Origin of the sequence: Mesorhizobium sp. B2-2-4 (genome assembly GCF_006442375.1) — a bacterium.
Classification (GTDB): domain Bacteria; phylum Pseudomonadota; class Alphaproteobacteria; order Rhizobiales; family Rhizobiaceae; genus Mesorhizobium.
On record NZ_VFWB01000003.1, the window covers coordinates 143,672 to 165,757 of the forward strand.

Consider the following 22,086-nt stretch of genomic DNA (forward strand, 5'->3'; position numbering starts at 1 on the left):
GCCAACCTCTAGGCTATCCGCCTTCCGGCTATCTGTCGAAGAACTCTTCGCCCGGCTCTTTTTCGCTACCATCTGGAGTTATGCCAATCTTCGTAGAGTCCGCAGGCGTGGCTCCCATTTGGCCGTAACACTGGCGCAATAGGTTCATCGCCTGAACGCCGACATCATCTCCGTTAATCATTCGTCCGCGGATGTTTGCGGCAATAGCCAGGAACCCTCTATGGCTCTCATTAAGCCACGGCACCTCGCTAACAATCTCACGCCAAGCCTGTTGCGCTTTGTCGTTAAGCCATGTAAAAGGATCGCCTATGCCGCCCTTAACTTCCGGGGCGTTGCGCCCATCAAATCGGGGCTTATGCTTTACGTCGGCACCAAGCACCTTCGCCTTGGCAGGCGGTAAACGCGGCCTGGCCATCCTTTGACCTCAACATTTGAATTGGATTTATGTGCGCGAATGGGGACGCGCGGTACGGGCTATCGACGCCTCCAGAGATGGAGGCACCCCCCCCTACCCATCAAATAGGCCACCCATCAGCGCCATACCGCACCACGGTCTTGCCGTGGTCCTCCATTTGGCCTCGGCTTGAGTGGCATGGCTTGCATGTACTTATGAATGGACCAGACCAGAATAGGTCTAGGTTTCCCTTGTGCGCCACGGCATGGTGAACCTCGGTAGCAGGCTCAACTATCTCCTGCTCTAGGCACCACTCACACAAGGGCTGCTGACTTAGTTGCCATTCACGCAGCCTCTGCCAACGTGCCGTTCCGTACAGGTGTCGCCAAGGACGATTAGCCTCGTACTTCATCACAACTAAACGCTGAAGCGTTATCGTTCGCCGCCGTGAATAAGCGCGACAGAAAGGGATCATCCTTATGCTTGATTACCCAAGACATGAACAATCCTCTCGTGGCGTTGCATGCATGACATGACGGCACCAGATTTTCTATGGTGTTGTTCTCTTTGTCGTTGTCTAGGTGGTCAACTACCAGCTTACGTATGCCTTTTGCGCTCCACTCGACCGCCTGAGCGCACCAATTGCAATGGTGCTCGCCGCCGCCGATGGCGTCGTACAGCACTTGCCTGTGCTGATACAGAGTTCCTGCCTTGCAAGATATCGGATGTGCGGGGCTGTATGAGATGACATATCCGTGGGAGGCCACATAAGTGCGGCCAAAGACCGGATCGTCTGTCGTCCCTGTTTTGTATTGCCTATAATAGTGCTTTTCGCAATATGTTCCGGCTACCGACCTAGATGGATTGTCACAACCATCAATAGAGCAAGTCGCCCATACCTTCTCTGTTTTCTTAGGAAGGTCGAACGTTCCATGCTGTAAAAGTCTTTGATAGTGCAGTCCACAAACCAGCGGTCCATCGCGGTATCTGGATCGTGACTCTCTATCGCAATTTGGCGCTTCACACTTCAAGGTCTCGACTCCCTGTCGACCTCATATTGAAACGGCGGGAAGCCGAAGCTTGCCCGCCGCAGACAACCGCGAGAGGTCGAGAATCGCGATTGCGTTTAGTTAGATTTCAATCCTCACCATCCCAGTGCACAAGCGCTTCCTCTGGATAGGCATCGATGTTCATGCCCTTGTGGTCGTCATACCAAGCCACCTCAACGCACCCATGTTCGCATGCCGACAGGACAGTCATGAGCGGGCTGCCAGTAAGCAGGGTAACAACGTCGCCGGGGAAGAATAGATCGTCAGGCTCGACCTTAATAGGGTCGCCATTGAACCAGTTAATGTGTGCGTCCATGTGTGTTCTCCTCTTGTGGGTTGATATAGCCAAGACACTTGGCGGCAATTAGCCGTTGCTGCCTTGGCGGGTGGTTATTGGTGCGCGCCGATACCGCGCCGCATGTACTTTGCCCTTATGGCCTTTGACCCATGCCGGTGCTAGCTCGGCCCCGAACACCTTGCGGTGAACCTCATATTTATCCAGCGCTAGGGATAACGGCGCTGCATTGCCTTTCGGCAAATTGAGCGCTGCCGGGAGACCGGGGCGTTGCCACTTCTTGCGTGGCCGCCCACATGTCTCAACCGGCAGCGAAACCGCCCAACCGCAGCGAGAGGAGGCGCGCGGACGGGCGATAAGGTACGAAGATGGCAATGGATGGCGTGTAACCCATCGCGGCAAGTCGGCATGCAATACCACACGTCTACCGGCTGCATGCGCAGAAACGGACTTCCTCACGGAGCCGCAAGCATCTTCGTATAGTTACGCCCGGCGCTAGGTGGCCGAGCGTGGAGTAGTGTTCGCAAACCTACCCCTTCACACTATACGTTGTGGGGCGGCGCTAAATGGACTCTATGCGGCTTTTCTTTTCCTTTTGTTATCGTTGGACGCAGATAAAACCCGCGCAACATCAAGAATCGCTTCTTTTGCCATCCTATCGACACGGACACCAACAAATCCCATGCGCTCGCCGATATCCTTTAGCGACGCACCGGACGCTATGTCCTCGATTATTTTGATAACGTCACCTTTTGGCGCGTCAGGCAATTCGCCCATGTTAACCGCGCCGCTGGAAGAATTTCCGCTCATTTGCACGACGCCACCAAGAAACTCCGCTCCCTTCGCAATGGCCGGGCGGCAACGAGTGGCATGGAACGGTAAGTTCTCAAACGAGACTGAGCCATCAACGCCAAACGCTTGCAATACGGCGCGATTGGCCTCTACGCCTTTTTGCGGGTCGTACATGGGTATAAGCGCAGGCTCACCACTAAATGGCCGCTGGTATGGTTCTGCGCGTAGAGGTGACGGCGTAGTGGTCGTCGTGCGAAATATGTAACGGCTCGCGTCCCGCGGCTTTGACTGCTCATCAACTCGCGATCTGGCGCGATCTCGTGGCGCTAGTTTGCCGCCCTTCTTTGTCTCGCCATATTCTGCGAGTTCGCCCTTGATGAACTTCAGCGCGCCAAGTTGGATATATGGGTTGCCGTCGCGGTCAGATTCTATCGTTGGCTCCAACCACTCGCCGTCGTCATTCTTCGCCGCCCGCTCTATTTCGCCTATCGTCGGGCGGGATTCCAGATAGTCATCAGTGGCCTCCGGATCCCAATTGCTCACCGCAAGTGCTTGCACCGCAGCGGCTACAGGCTCTGCTAGTTCGGGGTGGTTATCGTACAGCCACCGCAACGCGGGCAGCGTTCCACGGTAGCGATGCTCCTTGCGCGGCTGCTTGTTATCGTTCGCTGCCTTCGGTTTGGCACTCTGCCGCGGTTCAGCCGTAAGCGCTTCAGCGAATGTCTTGTAGTTATGCAATGCGATTTTCCTCGATTTCACGACGCGCGATCACGTCGATATCATCTTCCATGTGCCTCATTGGCTCGTCGTAACCGACTTCTGTGAATCCCGGCGTTGACTCATCGATCGAGCGCTTACCGTTTTTGCGTACCATATCAATCCCCATATTTAGTGCCGTGTTGCGTTGTCTGCCCTAAATGTATTGTTAAGCGGCAACTTTCTCCAGTCCTACACCCAACCAACCCCGCACCAATTCCACAACTAGCGCTGCGGCATCCTCTGGCGTAGTGGCGCGGACGATGGTTACGGGATGCCCGATGACAGCCAGAGCCGGATGCCGACGCTCCTGGCTATCCGTAAGGCTGGAATTGCCCACCTTGTTCTCAACTAGTAGCAGCCGTCCGCCCTCGCCATAAATCCGCATGTCCGGCTCGCCGGCCGCCATTCCGGTCTTGACGGCCTTGGATCGAGCCTTGTGGCCACGACGCTCGGCATTCATGTCGCCGGCGAAAAGAAAGCGCTTGCCATACTCTGGCATCTTGCGCAGGGCCGTCGCCATAGCGGCCTGCATATCTTCCTCAAGCATCGGCGCCGGCTTTGTGGTGACTTTGCCGTTGGTGGTTACAAGCCGCACACGAGCGCCATTGATGCGAACGGTTTGGCTGGTGGATTTGCTATTGCTACGTGCGTTCATATCCGTGCTCCCCTAATTGCTTCCATCATTGCGGCATGCGCCACCAACTCGGCTTCCGTCACCCTTGGTGGGAGAGGCGCGCGCGTCGGCAGCACAATCTCCACTGCGTTAGTAGGCAGCACCACACCCAAATCCAAGCCGCCCTGCCGGCCCACAAGCTCGACGTAGACCGCGGCGAGCAATTGGGCGTCGATAAGCGCGCCGTGCTTTGTGCGGGCCGCTGTGGGCACGCCGTAGCGCCTGCACAGGCTGTCTAACGAACACGGCGCGCCAGGATGCTTAGCGCGAGCCATAGCCAGCGTGTCTATGACCGTGTTGGCCAAGATGGGCAGACCGAGGCGAACAAGCTCGGCATTAAGCATGCCGATATCGAAACTGGCATTGTGGGCCACCAGCAGTGCGTCGCCGATGAACTCCATGAGGCTGGGCGCTATATTGGCGAAGGTGGTCTTATCGGCTAGGAAGGAATCGGTCAGGCCATGAACGTCTGTAGCGTCGGTCGGCATTAGCACACCGGGATTGACGTAGGCGTGAAACGTGCGGCCGGTCGGCAGAAGGTCGTAGAGTTCGATGGCGCCTATTTCGGCAATGCGGTCGGTGCGGATATCCACGCCAGTGGTTTCGGTGTCGATTGCGATTTGGCGGGCCGGATGGAGGGCTGTTTGGCGCGGGGACATTTCTATCTTTCTTCCTTCGGGACAAACTATCGGGACAAAACCCCTTTCTAAAGAAAGGGGGGTTTTTGTCCCCAGTGGTGTTCGGGTATAAAAATTTGGGGACAAAATCGGGACAAGAGGGACAAGACTGGATTAAGTCATTGAAAACAATTGTCTTTTTTTGTCCCCCATTTTGTCCCTCTTGTCCCAACTCGTTTGTATACAAACGGGACAAAAGCCGGGACAAAGCCCTTTTCAGAATGTCTTTTGTCTTTCTAGGTTGTGACAACCTGAGGTAGATGGATTTTTGTCCCTCATTTTGTCCCCCGTTGTCTTTTTGGCGACTTAACCTTTTGATTTTTAATGGGGACAAAATTGGGACAAAGGGACAAAGTGAAAATCGGTCACATTTGCGCCTTATTCTATTCGGTTGTACCCGCAGACCAATACCAAAGCCCAATCTGGTTCACATGGCCTGCCTTCACTAGGTCTTCCGGTGCGCGCTGGAACTGCTTTTTGGTTGTTGCTGCTACGGACACCGACTCCATGTCGCGGGATGCGTAGAAGTGGCGCCGCCACGTCTCGAGGTCAACAACCTGCACGTCAGGGAATGCATCGCCTTCCGGCTCTATGCCGTCCTGTGCGATAGCGGCATGCAAGGCGGCAAGCACCTCACCTTTGTAGCCCTTCAGTGTGCCGCTGACGGGCACTGTGTCCGGCTCCAATTTAACCACCACAGGAGCCGTTGTAGGCTCACCGTCCTCGTCCTGGCTTAGTTCGATGGACTCCATCTTGAAGGCCAGAATGTCGCCCTCGTCGCCGTCGTTGGTGCCGTCGCACACCAGCCTATATTTGCCGTGCTCTTTCTTCACCATATAGCTGGCGTCAACTGCACCATCCAAGTCGATAGCACCCTTGCCCCGCTCACCGGACCACGAACTGTGGTGGATGGCCGTGACATGCGCCTGTGTGGCCAACAGGATCTCGTCGCACGACTGCACGAACTTCGTCATGTCCTTCGATGCGTTCTGGTCGCCGGCCCCGAAGACGCGCGTAAGCGTGTCGATGATGACCCATACGCACGGCAGGTCGGTTTCGGTTTCGGCCTCCTTGATAAGCGCTATAAGTGCTTTTGCGTCATCGAGGTTGCGCGTGAAGTCCAGCCGACCACCAACCACCAGCAAAGGCACGTCCTTGACGCCATGGTGCTTGCGGAAAGCCATCATGCGGCGTTCGGTGAGCTTCTTACGCTCGGCCGCCACATAGATCACCAGACCGTGCTTCTTCAGTTTGCGACCGTGCCAATCCATTTTGGCTGCTAGGTGGCAGGCTAGGTCTGTGACGATGACGCTTTTACCTGTGCCGGGCAGTCCGCTGACTGTGGTGTATTCACCGGCACCAAGCAGCCCTTTGAATAACGCTTCCTTCGGTGCTCCCTCTTCTATTTGGTCAAACCACGTCTTGTCGAACCGCTCATTGCTGCGCTGCTTGGGTTGGGCGGTGGCGGACGGTTCTGGTGCGGCTGCGGACTGTTGTTGAGCCGCCTTCTTGGCATCGACACCCTCTAGAAAGCCAGCCGTGTCGCCGCTTGGTGTGCTGGTGTATTGTTTGTGACTGCGGGAGATGGCAGACAAATCAGCGCCACCTTGACGCGCTAACTCGCATAGAGAGCCAAGGTTTATGCCGCTCGATTTGAAGCCCTTCCACTTCCTGGCAACTTCGCCGCGGCGATACTTCTTTCCGCGCGAACTCCAATCATCGGCAATCGCCAAGCCGTCCGAACCAAGCGCCGAATGAATAGCCATCAGCACACTAACCCAATCCTGATATCCGCAGTCTGGGCTTACATATGTTAGGAGTTCGGCAATCTCTGCATGCGAAGTTTCGCCGCTATCGTAACTTGGCTTGTAGACATACTCGGTGCGCTGCTCTGGTGCGGCTGCCGGCTGTTTGTTTACGACCAAATCCAGCAACCACTGCGGGGCCTCGGCGAATGCCGGCAAACCGTGGCCATCGTGGTTCGTCCACTTATAGGCGCGACCATCAGCCATGGCGCTGCCTGGTGCGAGGATATAGCCACCATCGCCACGCGTGTCGACGCCCGGCGCAATGGCTGCACGATTGCGCACACCATCGACATGCCGGAAGAACACATGCGTTCCGCCGTTGGCAGTGCTGGCACGCGCCGTTTCCGGCAGTGGCCCATGCTTGGCCTCCATCTCGGCAAGCCATGTGTGGCCGTCCAGATCGCCGTGCTTATCGAGATCAAGCACCCACGCCCCAAGCGGCTCGCCAGTAGGCACACCGATTGCCGCGGCGGGAAACTTGTCCCCAAAGAAGATGTCGACAATGCGAGTCGACCGGGTGGCGCCCTTGAGCCCGTTGGAGTTGTAGGGTGATTTTTCAGGCCTCAGTGTAAATTCGCCGGTTGCCGGATCCATCTCATCGGATTCGACTTCCCGGCAGGGGAAAACAGATACGCCATGGCTTGTGTACCAACGTGCGGTTTCGAGGCTGCTAGGCTGCTGCAATGGTGCGCTCCTGATTGTCGTTGGCGGCGGTGCGCGAGACGGCGACCAATGCCGCCTCTACTCGCAAGATTGCGCGACCGATTGCTTCAGGGATTTGCGGGAGGACCGCATCGCCGAAGGCTTCAACGATGAGACTTGCCGCAACCGTCCCTCTTGGACCGCCGATCGCAATGCGCGACTGAGCCACCCAGCCGGATAACCCATCATCCACCCGTAAGTGATGGGCAAGGCCGCCGTTCCAGTCAGCCCATGGCTCTGTAGTAATGCTGCTAGTGCTCGTGCGCCCTGCCACCGCGGGTCGTTGTTCGCCATTCTCGCCTTTATATTCGGAGAATGAGATGTCATGTCCGGCCCGTGATGCGCCTCTGATGCCCGAGGCGTAGGAAGATATGACTCGTGGAGAATGTGGCGAACAGTACCCATCCTGCCCGTGTCGCCGTGGCCGCCCGCTCTCATGTCCGATGCCCGCGGTGTGGCCAATATCATCCTGAAAGGATAGGTCGATCCCGCCCCGCCACCCTTGCCATCCTGCATTCCGTCCGATGCCATTGGCGTCGGCAAGCGAGAATCCGATAAGCCAACTTCGCTTGCGCTCGTGGTTTGCACCGATGTCTCCAGCACTAACCACGAATGGCCAGCAGGTGTAGCCGATTGCCGCCAGCGCATCGATGATCCGGTCTGCGCCTCGAGTTCGGAGATTAGCGCTATTTTCAAGAGCGAACCAACGAGGCCTGCATTCGTCAATGAGGCGGACGGCTTCGAAGTAGAGGCCGGAGCGCTCGCCGTCGACACCTTTACCTTTGGTGTTTGCGCTGCTGATATCCTGGCACGGCGGCGAGCCGACGATGATGTCGGGAAGTCCAACACCATCCCGAACAAGTCGGTCTGCGGTAAGGGTGGTGACGTCATCATAGACGGGTACTCCGGGGTTATTCTGCGAATAAAGCGCGCGACGCCAATCAATGACTTCGCACGCAGCAATGGTTCGATATCCGGCACGGTGCATCCCTAGCGACCAGCCGCCGGCCGCAGCGCTGAATAGGTCTAGGACTTTCAAAATATCGCCTCATCCGTTCGCACCAGCCGTCTAATCTCCGCCTGGTGTGCCTTGATTGCTGTTGTCCAAAGGCCGCGGCGCTGCTCGTCACTATATGCGGCCAGGTCGGCGCCATTCTCGGCCGCAAATTCGCCTGTGGCTTCGTCAACCGCATCGAGCGCCTTCACCTCGTACGGATCCCATCGCTTTATGTCTTTGACGTACTCAATGAGCGGCAGGCATTCAGCGCATAGCCACCTATTGTCTGATGGCCTACGCCCTGCGAAGCCTACGCCAACCGCATGGCGACCGCAGACGTGGCACGTTGTGGGGTCGTGTTCGCTCATGCGGCACCTGCTTTCTGACGTTGCTCGCGAATACGAAAACCAAATCCACCCTTACCCGCCATGATTCCGCCGTCCGTTGCTGCGCGCGTTCTGGTCTGCGAAGTGACCATAGATTTGGCGCCCTTCACCGCGCACCCCCCCCCGCTGCCGTTCCGCCGAACAGCGGCAAGTTGTCGTTCGCCACCTGCTTGACGGCACGCGCCTTGCGGGTAGTCGGCCCCTTGTCCGCCAACCGCAGGCGTTCCGCGATATCGGCCTGATATTCTTCCTCACGCTCAATCAGGATACACCTCATACCCTCGCGCCAGGCCGCCTCGCCTGTGCTGCCACTACCGGCGAATGGATCCAGAACCAGTCCACCCTTCGGTGTGACCAGCCGCACAAGCCATTGCATCAGATCGACAGGCTTGACGGTCGGGTGCTTGCTGCCGATGCGGTCGAGCTTGTCGGCTTTGGCAGTGTAGAAGAAGCGGGCGGCGGAGCCGGAGTTTGCCCCGTGGTTTGTCAGTGAGCGCTCGCCGAACTCGCCGTAGGTTACACCGTTGCGATCTCCAGCAGTTGGTGCGCCACCGCTCGCCGTATCGGGGAAACACGACACCACCTCGTCGCTGCCGTCGTGCACGATGTTGGCGGGCCAGCGGCCGGCATCAATCGGCGCACCGGCTTTGGCGGTGAGATAGCCGCCGACGCGGCCAAAGGCCGTTCCGCCTTCTGTTCCGACTCTGGTGGCGTCAATATTCAACGCCCCCGTACCGTGCTCAAGCACGTTGGCCGCAACAGTGCCCGCCAAAGGCTTGCGCGCTAGGCAGATAGGTTCCCACGCCGGCTTCAGCGCGGTGCCCCATCCCTGCCATTCGCGGGCGGCGTCTGTTGCGGGTGCTGTGTCGGTAGCCGTATAGGCAACATCCTGCTTGCCCCACTCGCCTTCCTTCTCTACTGTTGCGCCGGGCTTCAGCCGCTTTGTCGTATAGCGTTCGCGAACAACCTCACGCACCGCACCAGCGTCCTTATCAATCGCCTTGCTGACATCATGCGACTTCGGAAAACCGCTGCCATATGCCCAAGCCAACTGGTCGCGGATTTCAAAGCCAGCATCCTCGATCGCAACCGCCATTCTGTGGTAAGTGCGTGTGCCGCTGAACGCTACGACATGCCCGCCAGGCTTTAGGACGCGCAGGCACTCAGCCCAAAACACCTCGCTAAAGGCAACCTCGCCAGTATCCCAATTTTTCCCCATGAACCCGGCGCTGGCGCGGCTGTAGACGTCGCCGTCTTTGGCCGGAGATGCGTTCGGCCCGCCGAACCGCTTTTGGATCGACACTAGCGCGTAGGGAGGATCTGTGACTATCGCACTGATTGAATTGTCGGGTAGCGACTTGAGCACGTCGCGATTGTCGCCTCCGTAAAGCGTGACTTTGCTGTCGAGGTGATCGGTTTTGGTAAACTCGCCCATCACGCCACCCTTACAGTCAGCACATCCTCACCGGTCTTAATCGCGGCACCCTTAACCTTGCGGCCCGCATCAAGCGCCGCCTTGATGGCCGTCTTGTCCGGCGTCTTGACCACCTTCAGGAATGCACGCGGCAGTACGGTTTCATTCGTCACCTCCACGCTATCCCTACCCTTGCCCACAGACACAGTAGCCTCGACCAGCGATGCCTTCTGGATGTCAGCCGCCTTCATAATGCGGAGCATAAGCACTCGCATTGCTTCCTTGCGCTTATCGGCTCTTTGACGGCGCGCCTGCAAATCACTGATACGCTCAGCAACCGCCTTGGACATGCTGTCGGCGTCACGCTCAATGCCTACCAGGCGAGTCAGGACGTCGAAGGCCGCGGTGCTGCCTTTCAGCATATCGCGCCGCAGTTCGGCGTCTTCGGCAAGCTCTGGATATGCGGTAAGCAGTCCGTCGATGTGGGCTAAGATGTTTGCGACGTCGGCTTGGAGATAGTTGTCGTTGGCTGGTTTCATTTTTGTAACCTTCACGTTTCATATCTGGCGCATATGGCGCGCCAACGTGTCATTTTGCGCCCGGTTTATTGCCGCGCAATAACTAGGCGGCTTCCCTGTACTCAGCCCGCGCATGCGCCTGCGCCAACCGTATGCTATCGTGCCGCACTATTATCCACCCAGCCGCCCTTAGAGCCGCGACGCACTGCACCGCTAGTGCCGGAGCGCCGACGTAGCTATGGCAGCAGCCGCGCAACTCTGCGGTAAGGACTTCGGTTGGGGTTTTCACGCTGCTACCTCTTGTGGTTTGTTGTCGTTGGCTGGAACGGCTAATGCTAGCGATGGCTGGAATGGTTTAGTCAATTTTGGACCCTTACTCCGGTTATCAGATAGCCACATTGGTCTAAGGTTTCTTAGCGACCACGCCTTCTTAAAGTCTATATGGTCTGGCGTGCTATAATTGTGAGCCGACAGTGGTGTCTCATGGTCTATTTCCCAACCACCTTTTCCGTAGTTATCCCAACTCATACCCGGCAAAAATTGCTTCTCTATGTGCGATTTAAGATCGTCAACTTTATACCCAAGAAGATCAAACGTTAGTCGCCCCATTTTCCCACCGCGAACTATGCCGCGATGTATCCCGGCGCGCATGGCATTCTATAATTTTCCCCTAACTGTTTTCCGCTTCTTCTCTCTTGAGCGACGTTCGATCTCTTTTCTTTTCTCAGGATTAGCAAGCTTCCACGCCCTGCTTCTGGCATTTATGATATCTTTATTGGCTTCATAATATCTGATTAGCCGCTTGCGAACCTTTATGGGATTTCTGGCCGTCCAAGCGTCAGCCGTTTCCTTGACCTTATCAGGGTTGTCTGCCCTGTAGTTCTTGCCATCGATCGCCCGACACTCCTTGCAGATCGAACGCCAAATTTACTGCCGTCGCTTGTCTTGTGGAATGCATCTAAAGGCTTCGTCTCCCCGCACTTGGTGCAAGTTTTAGTCTCCGTCAAAACGGCACCTCAAGTTCGTCCCATCGGGCGTATCCGATACCGTTGTCGTTTGCCGAAGGCCGTTCGTTATCGTTGTCGTGCGCTTTCGCTTCGCCGGGCTTGTAATCAGAAACTTCCCAGTATTTTCCGGACGGTCGAACGGCTACCGACTCCGTAATGTTCAATTCGGCTTGCCTCTGCAAAAATTCCAGAGAGTCTTTTGGAAAGGGTCTGGCGCCGGAATGCTTAGCCCACCATTTGTCAGTTTTCGCCTTAAAGTACCCCATATGCCCCGGCCCCATAAAGTCGTTGATCTGCGTCATGCCGCAGACGTAAACGCACTTCACGCTATCTGGCTTTCCTGGCTTCTGATGTATATAGAAGCGCCTTTCCGTTACAGGGCGCCATGTTGCCTCGCCTTTGGACAACATAGGGACGTCTTCGGCTTGGCCGGTTATCTTGGGCTTGTCGTCAATCGGAAAGTCGTAATTGCAATCCGGACAGCAGCGCGCGGATGCATGCACTAGAGATCCGCAGCCCATTTGACCCTTAGCGTCAGCCCTATCCTGCGGACACTGCTTGACGGGTGCCTCACCCGATCCGCTCCGCATGTGCGGAGGAACTACCGCATCAATCGGCCCATGCTTGCGAACGACCCCGGCAAAGTCCAAAAACAGGCAGTTAGCCTTGCCTGGATAAAGGCGGAGACCGCGGCCGGCCATCTGAACGTACAGACCAGCCGACAGTGTTGGACGACAGAACGCAACAAGGTCGATGATTGGCAAATTGGTGCCAGTGGTTAGCACCGAGTTGTTGCTAAGTGCCTTGATCTTGCCGGCCTTGAAATCGGCGAGGATGCGATCGCGCTCAGCGGTGGGCGTCCCTCCGGAGATTGCTTCGCAGGTAATCGGTACGCCATTGATAGCCCGTTTGCGGATTTCGTCGCGCATATGAAAGGCGTGCTCAACGCCGCTACAGAACAGGAGCCACGCGCGGCGATCGCGACCATAGGTAATGATTTCATCCACGACCGCTGCATTGACATCCTCTTTGTCGACCGCCGCCTGTAGGTTGCCCTGGTTGTAATCGCCGCCGACCTTGCCGACGCCGGTAAGATCGAACGCCGTAGCCATGCCCTTACTAATCGGTCGGCACAGATATCCGCCGTCGATCATGTCGCCGATAGGCTGTTCAAAGCAGACGTCATCGAACATGGCACCATCGCCATCCGTCAACCGACCTTCACCTAGACGGTAGTCTGTGGCAGTCAGCCCAATGCGCTTGACGTCTGGATTGATAGCCTCGAGGCCGGCGAACAATTTGCCATACTGCGTGTCTGCTTTCCGCGGTATCAGATGCGCCTCGTCAATCGCGATGAGATCGATGTGGCCGATCTCTTCGGTCTTGTTGTAGATGGTTTGCACGCCGCCAAAGATAATTTGCGCATGCGCGTCGCGACGCCCTACGCCCGCACTGAAAATGCCACATGGCGCGAACGGCCAGATGGTGAGCAGTTCTTTATAATTGCCCAAAATTAATTCCCGCACATGCGTAACGATAAGGATGCGCATGCCGGGATAGTTTTCTAGCAACTCCTTGCATATGGTAGCCAGCACCAACGACTTTCCTGCGCCGGTAGGCAGCACGATAAGTGGCGAACCGGGCTTGTCGCTCCAATATTCAAACAGCGCGTCGACAGCGCTTCGTTGGTAATCGCGCAGTTCGAGCATCAAGCCGCCACCTTCTTCAGCCCATCACGCGCCCTGTCGGTAAGCTGCCTGACGCGCTCCGCACCAATGCCACGGCGCTTGCCGATATCTTTCAGCATCTCACCACCGCCGATGCGCACCAGCATGCGACCTTCGCGGCTGCGCGAAAGGCGCCGCACGATCTGCTTGGCGTAAACGATGTTCTCCTGGCTGGCCGCCACGGACACCATGGATGCGGCAAGCTCACTGGCGCGTGGCATGTTCTTGCGAGCATTGGCCGCCACATTGCGCTTGCCCTGCGCGATCGACCGCATGTTCAACGTAAGCCAATTGTACATGCCGTTCTTCGGCGCGGTCGGGTCGTTGCGAAAGTTCGCCCAGTGGCTGAAGACATAGGCGAGCGTATCTTGCACTAGTTCCTCGCGTTCGTCGGGCGTGTTCGTCAGCTTACGCGCAAGCTTGATGAGCGCAGGACGATAGGCCATGACGGCTGCGTCGAAGACGGCGGGGCGCTTGTTCTTGTCATGCTGCATCTTGTTGCTCCTCGTTGTCGTTGCTTGCGCCGTCAGTCCAAATTGTGCCGTCCGCCATGCGGTAACGGATCCATTCCTCCTCCTCGGAACAATCGATCTGCTCACCGTTGATAAGTCCGGGTAGCCAGAGGTGTGCCGGACAGCCCGACGCCTGCTCGTCTATGCTGAGCGGCTTGCTGAACCGGGCACAACTCCAACCGCCACCCTGTTCCGGCGATGAATAAAGACAAGTCCTGCAGTTGGACCGCGGTGCCGCGCCTTCGTGGCAAACACTGCGGTGGCGACACCAGCCACAGGCGAACGCCATCTTAGCGGTCGGGTCTTCGTACAGCTTTGCGGGCGGATCATTGGCGTCGATAATACGCTGTGCCCTCGCCTCGAGCCGTAGGCAATACTCGACGTCCAGTTTAAGCCGCTCGGCGTAAAGCTCGTCCGTATCCTTGTTTACGGCCAGATAGATTCCGCGGTCGCGTCCGCGCTTGTGCATGTAGGTTTGGATCTGCGCGAAGTGGAGCGGCTTACTCTTCCGCACGCCGTCCTTAAGCAGTTTGGCGAACGATTTAGTATTGTGCGACTTTATTTCGCCGACGTGCCATTTGGTCGGCGCTTCCGGCAAGCCGAGTATTTCCGCGTCAAGATAGCCGCGCACATGGCCGCCGCAGGTTTCAACCATGATCTGCTTTGGGTTGCCGTCACGGTCGGTTCCGTCGAACTCGACAACCTCGCAGCCGATCATGCGCAGGTTTTCAATCCACCTGGTTTCCTCCAACTTGCCAGTCTCGAAAATCCGCAACGTGCGGCCAGGTATGTTCTCGTGTGGCGAAACCCACCTGAAGTCGTAGAACAGCTTGCGCTCGCATTCCTCGGCCAGCGTGCTTACCGATATGGACCGGCCGTCGCGCGGCTCATTGGCGGCCTCATACGCCGCATAGATAGCGGCGACGGTGGCGGTTTCGCCTGGTGCTTCTGTGGGGATTTCAGCCAACTTATGCAATCTCCACTACAAACGGCGCCCGCACACCTGTGCAGTGCGCCTGTGCAGCCTCTAGTGCGGCCACTGCGCGCGCTTCCGGTGCGCCGAGGCTTCCATGCATGCGGCCAAGCGCCCACGGCTCTCCTGTGCCCGCTGCGGCGTATTCAGGGTATTCGGCAACGGAGTAATCGCTGCTGATTTTGAACAGCCGGCCGCTATGGCCGATCATAATTTCGTCGGTCTCCTTGCCTGCCAACTTCTGCAGGACGGGCACAACGGCGTTAACGAGATGCGCCATCAGGTCTTTGCCCGGTTCTTCAATAACGGCGTACTGCAGCAGCTGCCCGACACGGAATGAGCCAGTGAAGCCAATCACGTAGGCACCATTGCGAAACACTTTGCGGTTGGTGCGCACCTCAATGGCGTTGTCGACCGAGGCGGCGCTGTCGCCGCCCATGTGCACTTTGCCGCTATGAATGAGGCCGACTAGGCAGGTCATCAAACAAGCTCCGCCATGCCGCGCCACAGTTTGTGGTCGGCCGGCACTAGGCGATAGAACGTGCTGGCGGATGCGCCCTCGCTGTTGTTCAGCAGATTGACAATCAACTCGCCGACATATTCATTTGCGACTCCCTCACAGACGAGGAAATCGGCTACGCTTTCGCGCGCATAGTTGTCAGTGCCAATGATCTTGGCTTTTGGTTTTTCGTCGCTCACTTCTTCCCCTCCTTCTCAGCCACAGCCAGGCAATCGAACGCCACGCGCTCGAGGTCGTAGCTTTCCATTCTGAAGCCCTTGCCGCGCACGATAAGCGCGGCCTCTTTCAGCCGTTGCGCGGCGATCTCGAGTTGGGTTGCGGCGGTGGTCATGCCGCTTCACCGCAATGCACGGCAACCTGCATGCCGAGTGCGTTGGCGAAGAAGTTGCGTGTCGGATCGATCTTCGCGTCAGCGTCGAACATCCGATACTGTCCGTCACACTCAGTGACGTCGCCCCACTTGCGATTGATGATGCGTTCAAGCATTAAGTCGACCTCATCATAGTTGCCGGCGCGCAATTCATCCCATGCGCGGCAGAGCAGTTGGTAAACATCCTCGTCCATCCCTATACCCTCATCGGCATGCCAACGATGCGCAACGACGCATCGGCCGGCGACGTGAATAGGACCGGCGAACCACCATCGGCGATCGCGACGTTGGCAGCGCCGTCAGGCATGGCGGTAAGGATGTCGGCCAGGTACTGCGCGTTCATTCCGACTTCGACCGGCTCGCCCTCGTATTCTGCGTCGACCAAGTCTTCGGCTTCACCGCTGCCACGCGCCCACAAGCTGATGCCGTCGTTGTTGACAACCAACTTGACGCCCTTGCCCCGTTCGTTGGAAATCAGCGTCACACGGCCAGCCGCTTGGCGGAGCGCATCTGCGTCGACCGTAGCGATCTTTTTGTTGGTAGTGGGAATGACCCGCTCGTAGTCTGGGAACGTGCCGTGAACCAGCCGCGATGTAATGGTGGCCGATGCAGTCTCAATCTGGATCTTGCCATCCGACAGGCGAACTGTGCCTTTGCCAGCAGCAATCATCGGTACAAGAGGCCGCGGCACGATGACCGGCGCAAATTTGCCGATCGCATGGAACTTGCGCGTTGCAAGTCGGTGGCCATCCGTTGCCGTGACGGCGGTCGGCTCGAGATACACGCCATTGAGATATGAGCGCGCCTGCTCTTGCGACATAGCGAACGCAACAGAAGCAAACAGCGCCGCAAGATCAGCCTCGAACTCAGCCATAAACTTGCCGTGGTCGAGCGTCGGGAAATCGACCACCGGAAGCGTCTCAAGTTTGAACTTGGAGCGGCCAGCCTTAAGCGTGGCACCTATTTCGTCCTGGCTGATATCTACGGGTTCGCCAGTCACCTTGGCGACAATGCCCGCCAGCAGCTTAGCGTCAATGCACGCTGCAAAGTCGCCTTCGGCCTCAATGCTGCCCGTGATCTCAACATCAAGGTCGGTTGCCGTGGCGGTGAGCTTTCCGTCCTTTGCGATCAGACGCACCGTTGCCAAGATCGGGATGGTATTTCGTGTCGGCACCGCCTTGGTAACGGCCGCTAGAAGGCGAGCGAATTCGTGGCGCTCGATACGCATTGGCAGTCTCCTCTATGTGGGAAGGTGGCGGGCCGAAGCCCGCCAGGTGTTGGTTAGGCCGCCTTTTTGGCGCCCCAAGGAGTCTTCTTGGCAGCGGCCGGTGCTGCGTTTGCGGCAGGCGCAACCGCCTTGTTGTCGTTGGCAGGCTTGCTTGCCGCCTTTGCTGGCATAGTGCCGTCACCGATCACGCCGAGTTCCGGCACAGGTTCCTTGGCCTGGTCGTCCTCGTAGAAGAATTTTCGGATCTGATTTTTGTCCTGATATGGCTTGCCATTGGCGTCTGTACCGTTGCCGGGCTGAATGCCAATCTCAACCACAAAGGACTTGAACAGAAGTTCGTCGCTGTCTGTTCCGCGTTCAACTACCACTTGGACGGCACGACAGAAACGGTCGAAGGCAGGCTTCCCAAAACGATAAGAACTGTTGCCGAACTCTTCCGAATGGATCATTGTCCACCATTCGCGGAACTTGCGATTTTTGAACTCGACAGGCTCCTGAATCTCAAAGATGATCGCGGCCTGGCGACCCTTCTCGTCCTTGGTTTTAGGAAACTCGATAGCCTCCGCCCAAATGCGATAGTGACCGTGCGGAACAATTCCGCCGCCGCCTTGTTTGTCGGTATCGGTATTGATCTCGTAGTCGAAGTCGATTGAAATGCCCAATTTTGTTCTCCTTGAATTAGGCTGCTAATGCGAGTGATGGCTGGAATGAGGTGGTTAGTTTTGCGCCCTTGGCTAAATTGTCTGGCCCCCATAGCGGCTGGAGGTTTGACATCGCCCACGCTCGTTTGAAGTCAATCTCGTCTGGTGTAGTGTAATTGAAGACCGACTTCGGAATTTTGTGATCTATGTGCCAATCCCCATAGTTATCCCATGACATACCTGGAAGGAATTGACTTTCAAGGTGGTTCTTTAGTTCGTCAGAGGAGTACCCCAAGAGGTCAAACGTATGACGACCGTTCTTTGAGCCCTTTGTTATAGCCTTGTATATTGCAGCCTTTACGCTTTTCTCCAATTTCCCTTTTGCGGTAGCCAGTCTCTTTTTCTCTGATCTCCTCTTCGATTCGCGTACCTTGTCTCGGTTGGCAGCACTCCACTGGATCTGGTATTCTCGCGCTCGTTTAGGGTCCGATATTCGGTGTAGGCGCGATCTCTCCTTCGCTTTGTCTGTGTTGTCTGCATACCATCGACGATTATATTCCTTCACCTTATCCGCATTTTCGGCATTCCATTCGATGGCGCGGTCTCGTTTACATTCCGAGCACCCACCATTGCTGGTCAGTCTCTTTGAAACGTGGCCGTATTTGCATTTCTTTCCGTCGAAATAGTAAGTAGACCCGATCGCCTTAGCCTCCGCGCGAGTTCGCGGAAGCTGTTCGTTGTCGTTGGCGGGTTGCACTATTCGTCTGCACCCTTATCGTCCACAGCCTCATCGGCGGGCAGCGCATTCCGCTGGAAATAGAAGTCCATCACCTTGAAGCCTTCGCCTCGCTTGAACGGAAGCGTTGCCTTTTCGATGCCGTACCTGTTGCCCGCAATGAAGCCGGGGCGCTCCTGCACCGCGATAAGCATCTCGCCGCCGCCTTCGCCGCGAGTGTTGGTCTTCTTGAAGCCGGCGTCTTCCTTCTTGATTGAAACGCGCTGATGCAGGAAGCCAATCAGGTCTGCCGCATCGATAAGGGCGCCAATCGCATCGTCGCGAAGGTTTGGCATGTAGCGCGGGTAGCTGTCGGTCGTGACGCCCGGAACCGTCTTAGCTTTGACGTGCGCAATGACAACAACGTAATAGCCAGCCTCTTTCAGGTCGAGGATCTTGTTGACGAACTCGTGCCATATGGAAAGCTCGAGCGCATATCCCTTCCCGAATCCCGGTTCCTCGATGTTTGCCCACTTGTTGTCGGCACACACCTTGGCGCGGATAAGCTGTTCAAGCCCGTCAGCCGAATCCACCACCAGCGTCTTGCGGTCGTGTTCGGTCTGCAGCATCCAGTCAGCCTGGTCGATGACGTCCTCATACGTCTCGGACACGCCGAACGACTTCATCTTGACGCCAGCCGGTGCGCGTTCGCCCTTGCCGGTACGCACGTACAGCGGCGCAGGAAACTCGCTGGCAAGCGTTGTCTTGCCAGTCTTGGCGCCAGCGTAGAAGACGCAGAACGCAGGTTCAGTCTCAATGGTATCTGCGGGCGCACCATCATTCCAATCAATAGCCAACGCTAATCCTCCATGCTGCGTAAACGGTGAGTACGGTAAGGCCGATCAGCCAAGCTGGCGGCCATGCTAGTGAGGTGGCAATCACAGCAGCCACCAAATTGCAAAGGGCGCGACAACGATGGCGACGGTAAGCCACACCGCCATGTAGCGCTGTTCGGCGGGCGGGATAGTGTCCGGTTCATCGCTGGCTGGCGAGCCGTGCAAGTCGGGGTCGTATTCGTCCATGATGGACCAGGGCGAGGTCATAGTCCCTCCTGACTAATGCTGGCCGCGCCAGCATTAGTGTGGTGGTTGCGGTGGGTGGTGAAAGGGTGCCGCCACAGTCTGCACCCCGTGGCGGCTTGCTCTACGAACGGAGAGACGCAGAGCAAAAATCGTAGTTAGGCGGCTTCGCGCCGCAGCCAATCCTCAACGGCATCCTTGGCTGTAGCCAAACCGAGTCCGGTTATGCCGCGCAGTTCACGGATGGCATTGATCTTTTGCCCACCAGCCGCCAACCGCTGCCACTCATGGTCGTAAACCTTCTCAACCTTAGCCACAGTGCCAAGCGTGTAGACGCCGAACTCCTTACCGGGATTGGTGCGCGCCAGGCGGTTGGCTTCGGTTTCGGCGGCGCTTGCCGTGGTGTGGACGTAAGGACGGGTTGCAGGTGCGGGCTGGCCGTTCTCGAGTACACAGACGATCGCCGTGCCGGTCTGGCTGTGGCGCGCTACGATGTCTGCGATGGTGGTGGGGGCAGGTTCGTCGTGGTAGAACATGCTTGCGTCATGCGGACCGTAGTTATAGCCAGATGCATCCCGCGCCTTGGTGTACAGTTTGTCGCCGTCGACGCGAGTGACGACATACTGGGTCACGCTATTGGTGTGCGATTTCACGTAGTCACCAACCTTGAACTTCGGAGCCGCAACCGGCTCGTCCTGCCATTCGGCGATGAGGTCATTGTCGTGCTTCTCGCCTCCAGACGTTCCGTCATCCTTGAAAAGCCACATCTCTCCAAGCGACCACACGAACTCGCCTGAAGGCCACTTAGTCTTGCTCGCCGGCCCGACCTTCCGCCCGTCGCGCGTCTTGTAGAACTTGCCAGCTTCGATGCGGAGGGTGGCCTTCTTCGGTGCGCCATACTCGTCGGCAATGTTGTCGACTTCGGCTGCGGCGCAGGATGAGTAGGCTAGAATCGGTTCGATCTGGTGCGAGTGCAGATACTGGAAGTGGCCATCAAGGAGCCATGCATCGCCCTTTGAACCCGTTGTCGCCTTCGTGATGGTGTGTGTCCCGCCGACTGTATACTTGCCGATTGGACGACCGCCGTTGTCCTTGTTATCGACCACCCGCACCTTGTCGCCTACGGCGAACAATGGGGCGGGTTCGTAAGAGCCGGCTACGAGGCGGTTCATGTCGCCAACATCATCCCAAACGAGAACATCGCCGCCGTCACAAACGTTCGAAATCATGTAGCTCTTGCCAGCCACAACATCTGTCGTGTCCCGCAGCGCCCGCACCTTGTCTCCAACTTTCAGCGCCTTCACATGCATATTCATGCCCTTGCCCTTTCCCTAAATTCGACCACATTGCCTTCGGCCTCGCGGCCATCGAATGAGATTTCGTGCGCCTGGAACCACCGTTCCTGCGGGCCGCCGCCATCGAGGTAGCGGACGGCGTAGCGGTCAGCCTCACCCAAGTAAGTGCGCTTGCCGACGACATTGCCGTCATAGTCACCAAGCAAAATCCTGCATCGGCTTCCAATCATATGCCGTCTCCATCATCAAAACCGAGCGGCACCAATTCGTCCGCAATGAACCACTCACGCACCACTTCCCCGCCGCGTTCGTACTGCACAAGGAAGCCATCCGGCCCGCGCTCGATCACAGCGCCGGTAAGCGTCACAAGCCCACCAATAAGCACCTGCCCAGCCTCATTCATAACAAGCCGCACTCCGCGCCAGACTCACATGCACTGTCTCATAGTCAGTGCTGCACTTGCCGATTGCGGTCTTTTCGACCGTGTAGCTGCGGCTGGTCGGCTCAAGCTTCGGTCTCACGCGCCCGCCCCACTGGCGGCGAAAAACAGTCACATGCGAAACGCCAAGATCCTTTGCGATTGAGTGCAAACTTTCCCCAGCCGCGCGCCGAGCGCGGACAACTGCATTGTCCATGAAATTTTTCCTTGGGCCTCCGGAACGAACGCAGCCGCGATTCGTTTACCGTGTTCTGGTTATGCCGCTTTACCGCTTTAATGTCAAGCTAAATTGGCTTGCGAGTGGCGGTAAAGCGGTATATCTAGGCGAAAGATGCGGCGGGGCGCAGGCCAAGCGTTTGGCCTACAAACGAAAAACGGAAAATGGTCATGAAATCGATCAACTACCTTGGCGACCTTATTAGGGGTGCCCGCGAAGGCAAGGGATTGTCCAGGCTGGAGCTTGCCGAAGCCGTTGGATACAGCTTGAATGCCATTGCCGATATTGAGTCTGGGAAGGTCACCCGACCAAGCACAGAGAAGCGCCACGCGCTTGCGGAGGCTCTCGGCCTTGCTGCCGATGGCCTGCTCGAGGCTAGCCGGAAAGCAACTGCAGCCAAGGGGCGCGTGCGCATGCCGCGCACCGAAGAAGACGTACTATATAGGCGCCCCGGCTTGGTGCCTACGATGGTGCATCGTGTCCCTGTACTCGGGCAGGCGGTAGGCGGCACGGATGGCGAGTACCATTTCAACGGCACCATCATTGACTATGTGGTAAGCCCGCCCGGCATGGAGGACGTGCCAGATGCGTACGCCGTCTATGTGGACGGCGAGAGCATGTCGCCGCGGTACGAGCCGCGCGATACGGTTTGGGTGCATCCCGGCAAGCCGGCTCGTTCCGGCGATGATGTGATTGTGCAGATCGAGGGCGCTGATAAGGGAAACGCGCCGCGCGGATACATAAAGCGATTCGTCGGATGGACCGATAAGAGCTTGAGGTTGCGGCAGTTCAATCCCGACAAAGAGATAACCTTCCCGCGCAACAAGGTGGTGAGCGTGCATCCGGTGGTGTTTATCCGGCCCGCTTGAGGCAGGTGGCGACATACCGCTTTTGTGTTT

General features: G+C 57.3%; 25 protein-coding genes and 1 pseudogene. 1 reads left to right on the forward strand and 25 read right to left on the reverse strand.

Annotation, left to right across the window (positions count from 1 at the left end):
* Positions 1-28: 28 nt before the first annotated feature.
* From FJ959_RS08940 to FJ959_RS31985, 25 genes and pseudogenes are all read right to left on the reverse strand, one after another.
* Positions 29-415, reverse strand: coding sequence for a hypothetical protein (locus FJ959_RS08940; protein WP_140629679.1), 387 nt, complete (start codon positions 413-415; stop codon positions 29-31).
* Between the two features lie 1,116 nt (positions 416-1,531).
* The gene (locus FJ959_RS08955) at positions 1,532-1,759 is read right to left on the reverse strand and encodes a DUF2158 domain-containing protein (protein WP_140629687.1); all 228 of its coding nucleotides are present in this window, start codon (positions 1,757-1,759) and stop codon (positions 1,532-1,534) included.
* A gap of 552 nt (positions 1,760-2,311) precedes the next feature.
* Positions 2,312-3,268: a hypothetical protein gene (locus tag FJ959_RS08960; RefSeq protein WP_140629690.1), complete on the reverse strand. Its 957-nt coding sequence runs from the start codon at positions 3,266-3,268 to the stop codon at positions 2,312-2,314.
* A gap of 187 nt (positions 3,269-3,455) precedes the next feature.
* Positions 3,456-3,944 (reverse strand): VRR-NUC domain-containing protein, encoded by a 489-nt coding sequence (locus FJ959_RS08965; RefSeq protein ID WP_140629692.1) that lies wholly within the window; start codon positions 3,942-3,944, stop codon positions 3,456-3,458.
* Positions 3,941-4,621 (reverse strand): DNA polymerase III subunit epsilon, encoded by a 681-nt coding sequence (gene dnaQ / locus FJ959_RS08970; protein ID WP_140629695.1) that lies wholly within the window; start codon positions 4,619-4,621, stop codon positions 3,941-3,943. The genes FJ959_RS08965 and dnaQ overlap by 4 nt, the downstream gene beginning before the upstream one ends.
* 401 nt (positions 4,622-5,022) lie before the next feature.
* Positions 5,023-7,131 carry an AAA family ATPase gene (locus FJ959_RS08975; protein ID WP_140629698.1) on the reverse strand — a complete coding sequence of 703 codons (2,109 nt, stop codon included), beginning with the start codon at positions 7,129-7,131 and terminating at the stop codon, positions 5,023-5,025.
* A complete protein-coding gene (locus tag FJ959_RS08980; RefSeq protein WP_210239502.1) occupies positions 7,118-8,188 on the reverse strand; it encodes a DNA cytosine methyltransferase in 1,071 nt (356 codons plus the stop codon). Before FJ959_RS08980 ends, FJ959_RS08975 begins: the two co-directional genes overlap by 14 nt.
* On the reverse strand, positions 8,185-8,355 hold the full coding sequence (locus FJ959_RS31635) for a hypothetical protein (RefSeq protein ID WP_181175181.1): 171 nt from the start codon (positions 8,353-8,355) through the stop codon (positions 8,185-8,187). Before FJ959_RS31635 ends, FJ959_RS08980 begins: the two co-directional genes overlap by 4 nt.
* Positions 8,356-8,638: 283 nt before the next feature.
* On the reverse strand, positions 8,639-9,967 hold the full coding sequence (locus FJ959_RS08985; RefSeq protein ID WP_140629704.1) for a site-specific DNA-methyltransferase: 1,329 nt from the start codon (positions 9,965-9,967) through the stop codon (positions 8,639-8,641).
* The gene (locus tag FJ959_RS08990; RefSeq protein ID WP_140629706.1) at positions 9,967-10,485 is read right to left on the reverse strand and encodes a siphovirus Gp157 family protein; all 519 of its coding nucleotides are present in this window, start codon (positions 10,483-10,485) and stop codon (positions 9,967-9,969) included. Before FJ959_RS08990 ends, FJ959_RS08985 begins: the two co-directional genes overlap by 1 nt.
* Before the next feature lie 982 nt (positions 10,486-11,467).
* Positions 11,468-13,180 (reverse strand): DEAD/DEAH box helicase, encoded by a 1,713-nt coding sequence (locus tag FJ959_RS08995; protein WP_246678940.1) that lies wholly within the window; start codon positions 13,178-13,180, stop codon positions 11,468-11,470.
* Positions 13,180-13,692, reverse strand: a complete 513-nt coding sequence (locus FJ959_RS09000) for a sigma-70 family RNA polymerase sigma factor (protein ID WP_140629711.1) — start codon at positions 13,690-13,692, stop codon at positions 13,180-13,182. The genes FJ959_RS08995 and FJ959_RS09000 overlap by 1 nt, the downstream gene beginning before the upstream one ends.
* Positions 13,682-14,677 (reverse strand): oxidoreductase, encoded by a 996-nt coding sequence (locus FJ959_RS09005; protein ID WP_181175182.1) that lies wholly within the window; start codon positions 14,675-14,677, stop codon positions 13,682-13,684. Before FJ959_RS09005 ends, FJ959_RS09000 begins: the two co-directional genes overlap by 11 nt.
* 1 nt (position 14,678) lies before the next feature.
* Positions 14,679-15,164 carry a hypothetical protein gene (locus FJ959_RS09010; RefSeq protein ID WP_140629713.1) on the reverse strand — a complete coding sequence of 162 codons (486 nt, stop codon included), beginning with the start codon at positions 15,162-15,164 and terminating at the stop codon, positions 14,679-14,681.
* On the reverse strand, positions 15,164-15,382 hold the full coding sequence (locus FJ959_RS09015) for a hypothetical protein (RefSeq protein WP_140629716.1): 219 nt from the start codon (positions 15,380-15,382) through the stop codon (positions 15,164-15,166). The genes FJ959_RS09010 and FJ959_RS09015 overlap by 1 nt, the downstream gene beginning before the upstream one ends.
* Entirely contained in the window at positions 15,379-15,534 is a 156-nt protein-coding gene (locus FJ959_RS31640) for a hypothetical protein (RefSeq protein ID WP_181175183.1), read from the reverse strand. Before FJ959_RS31640 ends, FJ959_RS09015 begins: the two co-directional genes overlap by 4 nt.
* Positions 15,531-15,767, reverse strand: coding sequence for a hypothetical protein (locus FJ959_RS09020; protein ID WP_140629718.1), 237 nt, complete (start codon positions 15,765-15,767; stop codon positions 15,531-15,533). Before FJ959_RS09020 ends, FJ959_RS31640 begins: the two co-directional genes overlap by 4 nt.
* Before the next feature lie 2 nt (positions 15,768-15,769).
* Positions 15,770-16,801, reverse strand: a complete 1,032-nt coding sequence (gene dnaN, locus FJ959_RS09025; protein WP_140629720.1) for a DNA polymerase III subunit beta — start codon at positions 16,799-16,801, stop codon at positions 15,770-15,772.
* Between the two features lie 53 nt (positions 16,802-16,854).
* Positions 16,855-17,463 (reverse strand): hypothetical protein, encoded by a 609-nt coding sequence (locus tag FJ959_RS09030; protein ID WP_210239503.1) that lies wholly within the window; start codon positions 17,461-17,463, stop codon positions 16,855-16,857.
* Positions 17,464-18,198: 735 nt separating this feature from the next.
* The gene (locus FJ959_RS09035; RefSeq protein ID WP_140629723.1) at positions 18,199-19,014 is read right to left on the reverse strand and encodes an ATP-binding protein; all 816 of its coding nucleotides are present in this window, start codon (positions 19,012-19,014) and stop codon (positions 18,199-18,201) included.
* 81 nt (positions 19,015-19,095) lie between these two features.
* Positions 19,096-19,260: a hypothetical protein gene (locus FJ959_RS31645; protein WP_181175184.1), complete on the reverse strand. Its 165-nt coding sequence runs from the start codon at positions 19,258-19,260 to the stop codon at positions 19,096-19,098.
* A gap of 161 nt (positions 19,261-19,421) precedes the next feature.
* Positions 19,422-19,505: pseudogene (locus tag FJ959_RS32105) on the reverse strand (ribosomal protein L7/L12); the annotation flags it as partial.
* Between the two features lie 1,043 nt (positions 19,506-20,548).
* Positions 20,549-20,761 carry a hypothetical protein gene (locus FJ959_RS09045; protein WP_140629726.1) on the reverse strand — a complete coding sequence of 71 codons (213 nt, stop codon included), beginning with the start codon at positions 20,759-20,761 and terminating at the stop codon, positions 20,549-20,551.
* A complete protein-coding gene (locus FJ959_RS31650) occupies positions 20,758-20,934 on the reverse strand; it encodes a hypothetical protein (protein ID WP_181175185.1) in 177 nt (58 codons plus the stop codon). The genes FJ959_RS09045 and FJ959_RS31650 overlap by 4 nt, the downstream gene beginning before the upstream one ends.
* Complete coding sequence (locus FJ959_RS31985) at positions 20,927-21,166, reverse strand: hypothetical protein (RefSeq protein WP_140629729.1); 240 nt, start codon at positions 21,164-21,166, stop codon at positions 20,927-20,929. Before FJ959_RS31985 ends, FJ959_RS31650 begins: the two co-directional genes overlap by 8 nt.
* A gap of 191 nt (positions 21,167-21,357) precedes the next feature.
* On the opposite strand from FJ959_RS31985, the gene FJ959_RS09055 reads away from it, so the two are divergent.
* Entirely contained in the window at positions 21,358-22,056 is a 699-nt protein-coding gene (locus FJ959_RS09055) for a helix-turn-helix domain-containing protein (protein WP_181175186.1), read from the forward strand.
* Positions 22,057-22,086: the final 30 nt, after the last annotated feature.